The organism is Caproiciproducens sp. MSJ-32 (assembly GCF_018918055.1).
Taxonomy (GTDB): domain Bacteria; phylum Bacillota; class Clostridia; order Clostridiales; family Clostridiaceae; genus Clostridium.
The window spans coordinates 25,320-36,215 of record NZ_JAHLPS010000010.1; the positions used below are offsets into that span (position 1 = coordinate 25,320).

9 protein-coding genes are annotated in these 10,896 nt (G+C 26.6%); all 9 read right to left on the reverse strand.

Annotated elements, in window-relative coordinates; all coding sequences use genetic code 11:
• Positions 1–58: 58 nt before the first annotated feature.
• Positions 59–2,080: a sensor domain-containing protein gene (locus KQI16_RS00960; protein ID WP_216431565.1), complete on the reverse strand. Its 2,022-nt coding sequence runs from the start codon at positions 2,078–2,080 to the stop codon at positions 59–61.
• 204 nt (positions 2,081–2,284) lie between these two features.
• Positions 2,285–3,034: a helicase-related protein gene (locus KQI16_RS13270; protein ID WP_442861797.1), complete on the reverse strand. Its 750-nt coding sequence runs from the start codon at positions 3,032–3,034 to the stop codon at positions 2,285–2,287.
• Positions 3,019–3,726: a DEAD/DEAH box helicase gene (locus KQI16_RS13275; protein ID WP_442861795.1), complete on the reverse strand. Its 708-nt coding sequence runs from the start codon at positions 3,724–3,726 to the stop codon at positions 3,019–3,021. The genes KQI16_RS13270 and KQI16_RS13275 overlap by 16 nt, the downstream gene beginning before the upstream one ends.
• Before the next feature lie 176 nt (positions 3,727–3,902).
• Complete coding sequence (locus KQI16_RS00970; RefSeq protein WP_216431566.1) at positions 3,903–4,403, reverse strand: DedA family protein; 501 nt, start codon at positions 4,401–4,403, stop codon at positions 3,903–3,905.
• Positions 4,404–4,505: 102 nt separating this feature from the next.
• The gene (locus KQI16_RS00975; protein ID WP_216431567.1) at positions 4,506–5,543 is read right to left on the reverse strand and encodes a M42 family metallopeptidase; all 1,038 of its coding nucleotides are present in this window, start codon (positions 5,541–5,543) and stop codon (positions 4,506–4,508) included.
• Between the two features lie 268 nt (positions 5,544–5,811).
• A complete protein-coding gene (gene gshAB / locus KQI16_RS00980; RefSeq protein WP_216431568.1) occupies positions 5,812–8,121 on the reverse strand; it encodes a bifunctional glutamate--cysteine ligase GshA/glutathione synthetase GshB in 2,310 nt (769 codons plus the stop codon).
• Positions 8,105–9,433, reverse strand: a complete 1,329-nt coding sequence (locus tag KQI16_RS00985) for an MATE family efflux transporter (protein WP_216431569.1) — start codon at positions 9,431–9,433, stop codon at positions 8,105–8,107. The genes gshAB and KQI16_RS00985 overlap by 17 nt, the downstream gene beginning before the upstream one ends.
• 13 nt (positions 9,434–9,446) lie before the next feature.
• Positions 9,447–9,734: an ArsR/SmtB family transcription factor gene (locus KQI16_RS00990; RefSeq protein ID WP_216431570.1), complete on the reverse strand. Its 288-nt coding sequence runs from the start codon at positions 9,732–9,734 to the stop codon at positions 9,447–9,449.
• A 173-nt stretch (positions 9,735–9,907) separates the two neighbouring features.
• Positions 9,908–10,678, reverse strand: coding sequence for a S8 family peptidase (locus tag KQI16_RS00995; protein ID WP_216431571.1), 771 nt, complete (start codon positions 10,676–10,678; stop codon positions 9,908–9,910).
• Between the last annotated feature and the right edge of the window lie 218 nt (positions 10,679–10,896).

Genomic DNA, 10,896 nt, shown 5'->3' on the forward strand with positions numbered 1-10,896 from the left:
TAAATTATATCATAAGGTATATTTCAATAAAACTAACTAATTAACTTATCTATAAAATCTATTCTCTAAAAGACAATAAAAACTTAATAAAATCATTTTTATTAATAGCCTTGCTTATATAATAGCCTTGAATTTTATCACAACCCATAGATTTTAATAACTCCATTTCATTTTTCTTCTCAACACCTTCACAAATTACATCTAATCCTAAGTTGTGAGCAAGATTAATTAATGTATCTATTATTGAGAAAGTTCTGTTATCATTTTCTATACTTAAAATTAAACTTCTATCAATTTTTAATGTATCTAAAGGTAAAGTTTTTATATGATTAAAGGAAGAATATCCAACTCCAAAATCGTCTAGGGATATTTCAAAACCTAATTCTTTTAATTCCTTTAGAACATTAGCTGTAAATTCACTATCATCAATAGTTTCATCTTCTGTAATCTCAAATTTAAGAAAATCTGGAGCTATTCCTTCTTCTTCAACTATTTTAATTATTTTAGATAAAAAATAAGACTGTTTTAATATGGCATGGGAAACATTAACAGATACTATAAAATCTTTATCTCCCATTTCTCTAATACTTTTACAAAATCTTGCTGCATCTCTAATGACAATTTCATCTATTAATAATATATCACCATTTTTTTTAGCTATAGGAATAAACTTATTTGGAGGAATCACTTCTCCATTGCTTATCCATCTTATTAATGCCTCTGCAGATACTATTTTACCCTTTTTCACATCATATATAGGCTGATAATAAACTTCTAATTCATTATTTTTTATAGAATTACTTAATCTTGCTGCTAAATATACATTTTCTAGCATATCAGGAGAAAAAATTTTAAATTTATTCCCACCAGCTCTTTTCCCTTCATACATAGAAATATCAGCATACTTTAAAAGAGTTTCCGCATCAATTGCATGTTGAGGATAAAAACTAACTCCTATACTCGCCTCAGTATTAAAAGAATATCTATTTATTTTTATAGTTCCACTGAGCATTTTAGATAGACTTAAAGAAAATTTTTCTATATCTTCATAAATGTTTTTTCCCTTTCTTACTATAATAAATTCATCTCCACCCAATCTTCCAACGCTAATTTCCTCTGAATAAATATTTTTTAACTTATTGGAAATTATCTTTAATACTTCATCTCCTGTACTATGACCTAAGGTATCATTTATACTTTTAAAATTATCTAAATCTAAAAAATAAACACTAAACTCTTCTTTTTCACTTACTAATTTATTTAAATATTCTATTAAATTATGTCTATTTAGCAAACCAGTCAAATTATCAAAGGTAGCTATATAGCTCATTTTCTCTGCATATTTTTTTATCTCTGTTACATTGTTTACTATTATTGAAAAATAACCTTCTCTAAGAGAATATACAGATATTACTCCCCATTTTTCTTTTATTATGCTGATTTCCTTTGCTATACATTCTGATTTAGATTCTTTAACTCTTTTTAAAATTTCAAGTATTTTTTCTTTATATACATGATAATCCTTATAAACTTCTGAAAGTTTTTTATTTATAAGTTCTTCCTTAGTAGTATCTAAAAGCTCTGCTGCTGCATAGTTTACATCTTTTATAATACCATCAATATATTCTCCATTTTCATCTTCAATTGCTTTTAAATGAAAGAAAGAATTAGTCATAGCATTTAAGATATTTATATAATCACTTTCTCTTTCCAAAATATTATCTTCTAAATACACTAGCTTTTCTTCAATTTCTTTTACATCATAAAACATTTCTGATAATTGATCTGTTTTACTAATCTCATCTTCATATAACTCTGTACTATCATTGTATTGTTTTAAATTATCCTTTACATTTTTAATAACATTGGAAAGCAAATTAACTTTATTAATAATTTTACCTTTAATATATAGATAAATTAAAAAAACAAAAAAAATAATTAAAATATTTATTAGTAATATAATCAAGGTCAAATTATTAATATATAAATAATTATTAGATAAAAGAGTTAATGATATCATAAAACATACTATAATAGTTGTATATATTAAAAAAGTAATAAATTTTTTCAAAATTATCATTATTTCACCATCCTAATCTAAAAAAGATCTTGTCTAATTATACGCTTTTTTGTCTATAAACATCAAGAAATTTAGCATTATTTCATTGAATTTAATTTCAAAAAAACATAAAAAAGAATGTTATAACTCCCTTAACTTGTCATAACATTCATTATATTTATTGTTAATTTAATATATTAAGATTTATGGAATATTGTTACTAAATTATCTATCTTTAGCTAAACTTATTTTTACATTCTTACCTTTTATTTTTATTTCCTTATATTTATTTAACAAGTTTTTTCCCTTACCATTTAATATATCTACATATGAATGACCTTCCTGTATATCTATAATTCCGATGTCTTCTGCTGTAAGAATCTCCAAATTGCTTAAAGCTCCTAAAATATCTATATTTCTAATTTTCTTCTTTTTACCTGCTGTTAAATGTATTTTTGTAAGTTCCCCATGTATTTCTTTTTTTATGGTTATATTATTTTCATATAAAGATTTCTGATTTTCTAAAAACTTCTTCCTACCCTCTATCATTTTTTCATAAGATGGAATATCAAGCTTTTCTATTTTATATCCAACATACTCTTCTATATCTTTAAAAAATTTTCTATCTCTACTATTAACCAAGGAAATTGCAAGGCCTTGTCTTTGTCCTCTTCCGCTTCTTCCTATTCTATGGACATAACTTTCTTTTTCCATTGGTACATCATAATTAAAAACATTAGTAATATGACTTATATGTATTCCCCTAGCAGCTATATCTGTTGCTACTAAAACTTTAAATCCCCTATTTTTAAAACTCTCCATAATTTTTAATCTTTCTTTTTGTTCCATATCACCATGAAGCTGATTTACTTTTATCTTCTCTCTTTTTAAATTATAATAAAGATTTTTTACCGCTTCTTTTGTATTACAAAAAATAATTGCCGATTCTTCCGTATAAACTAAAGGAGTTTTAATAGAAGTTTAAATTTATCATCATTATCTACTGCAATATACTTTTCTTTTATTTTATCTCTGTTAAAAACTTTAGATTTTACAGAAATTATCTCTGGCTCCTTCATATATCTAATATATAATTTTTCTATTTCTTTTGGAATTGTAGCTGAAAATAGATAAGTATTTTTAAGATTAGGAAGCTTTTTTAATACTTTGTCAATTTGATCTACAAACCCCATATTTAACATTTTATCAGCTTCATCAATAACTACATATTCTATAAAAGCAGGATTTAAATTTCCCCTCTCAATATGATCTAAGACTCTTCCTGGTGTAGCAGAAATAATATGTACACGTTGTTTTAATTCAGAAAGCTGCTCCTTAAAGGACTGTTTTCCAAAAACTGCTGCTACCCTAATCTTTTTTAATCTCCCTATATTTGATATATCCTCTTTTACTTGTAGAGCTAATTCTCTTGTAGGAACTAAAACAAGTCCCTTCAGCTTATTTTCATTACTATCAATAAGCTGACATAGGGGAATAGCAAAACTTGCAGTTTTTCCACTAGCTGTTTGGGATTTTACAACTAAATCCTTTCCTTCTAAAAACTTAGGTATAACTTCCCCTTGAACTTCTGAAGGTTCTTCAAAGTCTAAATTTTTTAAAGCTTTTAAAATTTCTGGTACTAAATTCATATTTTCAAATTTATTCATAAATAATCTCACTTTCTTCACTCATAATTATATTATTATCATTTCCAATTATAAGTTCCTAATTCACTTAATATTACAATTTAAAATGTACAATATAGAATAATATACTCATTAAAAATTTATTATTCTACATTGTACATTATAATATTCTTGCAAGCCCCAAGCCCTTCTGATAATTATATGAATTTATTTCCAAAAGCGTAGCCTGCATATATTAAAACAGTATTCCAAATTGTTACACCAACAACTGAATAAAGAAAGCATTTTAATAAATTCATTCTAAATATTCCTGCTACAAAAGGAATCAAAGTTCTTGCAACTGGTATAATTCTTGCAATTAAAATTCCTTTATAGCCATAATTCTCAATATAGTGAAAGGCTTTATCTATAGCCTTACGGCTCTTAGGAAATCTATTATAAATCTTGGTTAAAATAGGCTTGCCAAACCAATAAGATATAAAAAATAAAATAAAACTTGCTAATTCCCCTGCCGCTACTGATATAAGAATTGCCAATAAAATATTTATATTAAACTTGGAAATAGCTATTCCAACTGCCGGCATTACTATAGCCGCTCCTAACCCCGGAAAATTTAAGTATTCTAAAAAAATTATTATAAATAGAAATATTAATCCATAATTTGAAATGTAATCTACTATTATTTGTATATTATTCATTTTAGTACACCTCAATATTATAACTTATGAGGATTATTATAATTTTTATTTCTTAAAATAAATTATTTATTTTCTTTTAGAAATCTTAATCTTTTCTTAATTTTATTTAGTTAAATAAGCAACTAGAAGTTTTATTGTATTTTCTAATCCCTCATAATGAGTTCTTTCCATTCCATGAGAAGCATGAACTCCTGGACCTATAAGAGCTCCTCTTATATCATTTCCTCCTCTTAAAGCTGCTCCAACATCAGACCCATACATTGGATAAATATCTATAGCATATTTTATATTATTTTCTTTTGCTAAATTCACCAAATCTGTTACCATATTGTAATCATATGGCCCTCCAGAATCCTTTGCACAAATTGATACATCATATTCTGTGCAAGTTAAATCCTCTCCAATACAGCCCATATCTACAGCTATCATTTCAGTTATGTCTTGAGGGATATAGGAAGCGCCATGACCTACTTCTTCATAAGTTGAAATAAATATCTTTGTCTTATATCTAGGAGTTATTTTTTCCCTATTAAATAACTCTAATAAACCCATTAAAGCTGCAACACTACCCTTATCATCTATAAATCTCGATTTTATAAAGCCACTTTCAGTTATAGTTGTTTTTGGATCTATAAAAATAAAATCTCCTGGACAAATTCCTAAAGCTTCTACATCTCTTTTAGATAATACCTTTTCATCTATTCTTACTTCCATATTTTCAGAAGTACGTTTCTTATCCTTTGCATCTTCATAAACATGAGCTGCAGGACTTGTACTTAAAAATGTTCCTGTATAAATTTTACCTTCTCTAGTTCTTATTTTACAGTATTCACTATCTAAGGTTGCTGGTATTGGACCTCCAAGCAAAGTAAACTTTAAAGTTCCATTATTTGTAATAGATCTAACCATAGCTCCTAAAGTATCTACATGGGCTGCAAGACCAATTACTTTTCCTTCTTCTTGTCCCTCTATAGTAATTATTCCGCAGCCTTTATTAGTTCTCTCAAACTTATAGTCAAATCCTATTGCTATTTCTTCAATAAACTTCATAATATCAAAGCAAAATCCTGTTGGACTATCAAATTCTAATATTTTTTTAGCTGTATCTAACACATACTCTTTATTAATCTTATAGTTCATATTCTTCTCCTTTTCCATAAATTTTCTAAGTCAATTCTACCACTATATACTTATTATTTCTATAATATCAACATTGTATTTATGACATTTATAAAAATAAACTACAATAAATTATCCAAATAATTACCTTTAAAAGGGGCAGGATAATAAATATTAAAAAATGACTATATCAAAATTAAGAATGAATTTGATATAGTCATTTTTTAATAAATAGTATTAGCATATATCAGCTATATTATTATAAGTGACTTCTATTAACAACTACTATCTAAATAAATCCTAATAAAGCTAAAACTTCTTCTCCTATTTTTCTTTCTTTTCCTTCATATGGATAGCAATGAATATGAATAGCAGGATTAAAGTTTAATTCAATTATTGCATAACTTGAATTTTCATCCCTATAATCTTCTATTATCATATCTACTCCACAAATTGCAGCTCCAACAGCTCTTGCACTTTCTATTGCTATTTTCTTAAATTTTTCCGGCATTAAATCTGTATAGTCTATACTATCTCCACCAGTACTTATATTAGAATTTTCTCTAAGATAAACTATTTCATTGTTATTAGGAACATAATTAAAAGTCATTCCTTTTTCCCTTAAAAATATTTTAACATCTTCATCTAATTCTATTTTTTCTAATGGTCTTTTATAGCCCTTTCCCCTTAAAGGATTTAAATTTTTAATTTCAACTAATTCTTTAATAGTATTCTTTGCATTTCCAACCACATTTGCTGGTACTCTATGAAGTATTCCAGGAACCTTATCTCCTATTACTAAAAATCTATATTCTTTTCCCTTTATAAATTCTTCTACTAAAGCTGTATTATCATATTTAAAGGCTCTTTCTAATGCATTAATTATTGTTTCTTCACTTACTTTATCCTTAAATACTGATACTCCAATACCAAAATTAGTTGATTTTGGTTTTATAACTACTGAATCATTTTTAAATTCATTTAGATTTTCAATTGCTTCTTCTAATGAAGAAAATTCAAAGCCCTTTGGAACTCTTATATTGTTCTTCTCTAAAATTTTTTTAGTTACAGTTTTATTTTCCATCATAAGGACTGTTACATAATTATCCTTTGAAGTTTTAGTAGCCTGCTTTATATATTCAACATGATTCTTCTTTGTTAAAGCTATAAAGTTCTCAGTTCTATCTATTAGTTCAACTTTTATACCTCTTTTTATTGCTTCCTTCATTAATATTTGAGTTGAAAGTTCTAAATCTTCATATCCCTCTAATTTATATCTATTAACAAAAGCATCATCTCTATATTTTTTAGATAAATTCATATGACCTTCTATAAAGCCTTCTTTTTTTACTATTTCTAATATTCTAGCAGCATAAGTTAAAGATGGATTCTTTATCTTTAATATCATGTTATCTATAATAGCATCTTTTTCTATTGAAAGTTCATTAAGAATTTCTTTCATTTCCTCTAATATTTCAATTGCCCATATATCTTTAGAAATTTCTTCTCCATCTTTCAATAAAACTATATCCTTTTGTCCGTATAAAGCAATAATATTTTGATTGTTTTGAGCTTCTTCCTGCCAATTTACATAATTACTTTCTTCCTTTATTAATAAGTATATCAAGAATAATACGATAAAATTTAAATCTTCCCTAGATATTCCCGTTTTATCAAAAGGATTTATATCTATACTTCTAATTTCTAAGTAGTTAATTCCCTTTTCTAAAAGTGAATCTAAAAAATTATCGTTATCATAAGCTTTTAATCTTATTTGAGTATATAATTCCTTATGACTATCAATAACTTTATCATTTATAAACTTTTTTACACTACTTACATATTCCTTTACAGAATCATAATTTGGATATAAATCTATTGGATTTTTATAACCACATTCACTATTTCTGTAAGAAACAGCTCCTTCATTGCTAAAGCTTCCTTCATTTACTTTATCTAACTGAATAACACACTTATTTCCAAAGGATTCATGTATTACTGCAGTGCCTCCTAATAAGTAGATAATCAGCCATCTATATCTTAAATAGTTTCTCACTACTTTTAAGTATATATCATTTCTAAATTCTATATATTCTTTATTAAAGCCACTGACTTTATATAAATCTTTAATTAAGTTCTCATTGAAAGAAAAATTAAAGTGAATTCCAGAAATTAATTGTTTTTTTCCTCCATATTTCTTTAATAAATGTTTTCTATAGTTACTTGCTTTTTCTCCTTTATAAGCATCTTCTATATCATATTGAGCCAAAGGTATTTTTTTCTCTTCCGGTATATTACAAGGCATTGACTGAGGCCAAAGATATTCATTGTTTAATTCTAAAACTGTCATATCATAAAGGGCACTTAAAAAATTATAGGCTTCATCAACCGTGCTTAATGGAGGAGTTATAAGTTCTATTTGACTTTCTGAAAAATCAGTTGTTATATAAGAATTTGAAATTTTACTTCCAAAAGCCTTTGGATGCATTGTTAAAGCCAAATCTCCCTCTGGAGTTACTCTTAATGTTTCTCGTTCAATACCAAAACTTCCTTTTAATAATTTTTCTTTATAATTAAGCTTTTTAATTAATTCTAGCATCTTTATATTTCCTCCATATTTTATGTTTGTATATTCCATATGATGTAGTTCCTTTCATTATACTTGAAATTGTTATTGCTGCCCATATTCCATTTACATCAAAAAATCTTATAAGTATTAATGCCATTGGAATTCTTAAACTTGTATAGATTATGCTTATAGCAGCTGGAATCTTAGGTAATCCAACTCCTGTAAACACTCCATTTGATATCATTTCTACAGTTGCAAATATTTGCGATACCCCCAATATTCTTAAGTAACTACTTGCAATATTAATGGTGTTTTCTTCTCTAATAAATAATTTCACTAAAAACTCTGGAATAAAAATAAAAGTAATTGTTACAAATAAAGCATAAATAATTCCAATGCCTATTGCCTTATTATAACCTTCATTGATTCTTTTGTATTTCTTTGCTCCAAAATTTTGACCTACAAAGCCCGTTATAGCTCCATTTAATCCCCCAACAACCATATAAACTATTGATTCAATTTGTAATCCTATTTTTTGTGCAGCTATTGCATCTGACCCAAAACTTCCAACTATTCTAGCAAGAAGAATATTTATTATTGTAAATAATACTCTTTGAAGAGACATTGGAATTCCTAGTCTTGTTATTTCCTTTAACTTTGCATAATCTAAGATATTTTCTTTATCTATTGTAAAAACTGACCTTCCCTTATATAAAAGGGATACAAAAACTATAAATGCTCCTACTAAAGAAGATAGGGCTGCACCACTTACACCTAATTTTAATATATAGATAAATATTGGATCTAAAATTGAATTTATTATTATACCTATTATATTTATTATTAAAACGCTCTTATTATTTCCAAAACTATTAAAAATTCTTATAAATAAGGTATTGAAAAAGGAGAAAAATAAAATAGGTGCATTTATAACTAAATATTTGTAAGCTTCACTTTTTACTATTGAATTTTCTATATTTAAAAAACCTATAAAATTTTTACCAAAAACAATAATAATAATACTATAAATTATTCCAAGAAATAAGGTTAAAATTATTCCTGAAGAAATATATTCCTTAACCTGTTTATTATTTTTCTCCCCTATTCCATGGGAAACTTTAATTCCAGCTCCAATTGCAATAAAGGCACTTATTGAATATCCAAGACTAACAAAAAAACTTGAAGACCCAATAGCAGCTACCACATTGCTTCCAAGATTCCCAACCCAAATCATATCAAGTATATTATATGCAAATTGCAAAAAAGAACTTGCCATAATAGGTAGTGCTAGCTTTATTAATACACTTAAGACCTTTCCTTCTGTTAAATCTACTTTTTTCATATTATCTCCTATTTCAATCTTTATTATGGTTTAATATACCATTTAAAAATTTTATAGCCTCCTCACAAACTTCTTCATTTAAACTATAATATATCCATGTTCCTACCTTTCTATATTTAACTATATTGCAATCTATTAATACCTTCATATGATGAGATAAGGTCGGCTGAGTAAACTTAAACTCCTCCAACAGCATACATGCACATTTTTCACCTGTAGAAAGCATATCAATAATCTTAGCTCTATTTATTTCACCAATAGCTTTGTATACTTTTATATTCTTTTCATAATCTTTAATCATATCTCCTCCTTATATAGATAATCATCTATATATGACATATTTAAATATAGATGATTACCTATATTTAGTCAATATATATTAAAACTTATAAAAATTAAACTCCAAGCAGGAAGCAATAAAGCTCTCTACTTAGAGTTTTTTCATATCTTACGGCCTGTAATTTAACTTCCCCACTAATACTTATTACTTAAATATTGACGGAGCTCTTCTGTAGTTAATTGAGGATTATCTATCAACAAATTTACAACTTCTCCTGTAACATATGCACAGGAAAAGGAAGTTCCATCAACACGATACACATTACCGTCATTTCCAATCACTTTAATATCTGTCCCTTTAACTAACACATCAACCCTGTTATTTTTTTGTGAAAATTCAGCTATATCTCCATTAATATCTAAAGAACCTACTGATATAACAGTATCATATCCTGCAGGATAATATATTTCTTCATTTCCATCATTCCCAGCACTTGAAATAACTACTACTCTTTTCTCTTCAGCATATTCTACCGCTGCTCTTAAATTTTCTATATCTTCAAATACTCCTGACCTTATATTAATTATTTTACAGTTATATTTATCAATGGCATCTCTTATTGCTTGAGCTGCTAAAGAAGGAGTATTTTTCATCTCTTTCCCATATTCATTAATCCCACTACAAACTAAAGGAATAAGATTTACTTTTTTTGACTTTCCCTTTATTTTTCCATCTTTAGAACCAACTATAAGACTAGATACCATTGTTCCATGACCATCTGGATCCTCAGTATTATCTGAACGAAGTACATAATTCCATCCATCTAAAACAGTATTTTTTCTTAACACTTCTTTATTTATTCCTGTATCTATTACAGCAATTCTAATTAAATCAGTATTATTTTTACAAGCTGTAAATAGATTTAATAGTATAAAAATTAATATAAATACTCTCAATTTCTTCATAAGTTCCTCCTTATAGAAGGAAAAGCCATGGATATTTCTACCCAGGCTTATTATCCTTTATTCAAAACTTACTGTAATAATTTTTGTCCATTTTGAAGTTGGTGTTAGTATATTAGTGTAGACACAAAAAGCCGAACACCTTAAAATATAAAAAGGGAAGGAAGTGTCTACAATGGCAAAAGGGCAAAAGTATTATACAGAAGAATTTAGAAAGACAA

Coding starts and splice junctions, on each gene's coding strand:
- KQI16_RS00960 (WP_216431565.1), bottom strand. CDS start 2,080: ATGATAATTTTGAAAAAATTTATTACTTTTTTAATATATACAACTATT.
- KQI16_RS13275 (WP_442861795.1), bottom strand. CDS start 3,726: ATGAATAAATTTGAAAATATGAATTTAGTACCAGAAATTTTAAAAGCT.
- KQI16_RS00970 (WP_216431566.1), bottom strand. CDS start 4,403: ATGAATAATATACAAATAATAGTAGATTACATTTCAAATTATGGATTA.
- KQI16_RS00975 (WP_216431567.1), bottom strand. CDS start 5,543: ATGAACTATAAGATTAATAAAGAGTATGTGTTAGATACAGCTAAAAAA.
- gshAB (WP_216431568.1), bottom strand. CDS start 8,121: ATGCTAGAATTAATTAAAAAGCTTAATTATAAAGAAAAATTATTAAAA.
- KQI16_RS00985 (WP_216431569.1), bottom strand. CDS start 9,433: ATGAAAAAAGTAGATTTAACAGAAGGAAAGGTCTTAAGTGTATTAATA.
- KQI16_RS00990 (WP_216431570.1), bottom strand. CDS start 9,734: ATGATTAAAGATTATGAAAAGAATATAAAAGTATACAAAGCTATTGGT.
- KQI16_RS00995 (WP_216431571.1), bottom strand. CDS start 10,678: ATGAAGAAATTGAGAGTATTTATATTAATTTTTATACTATTAAATCTA.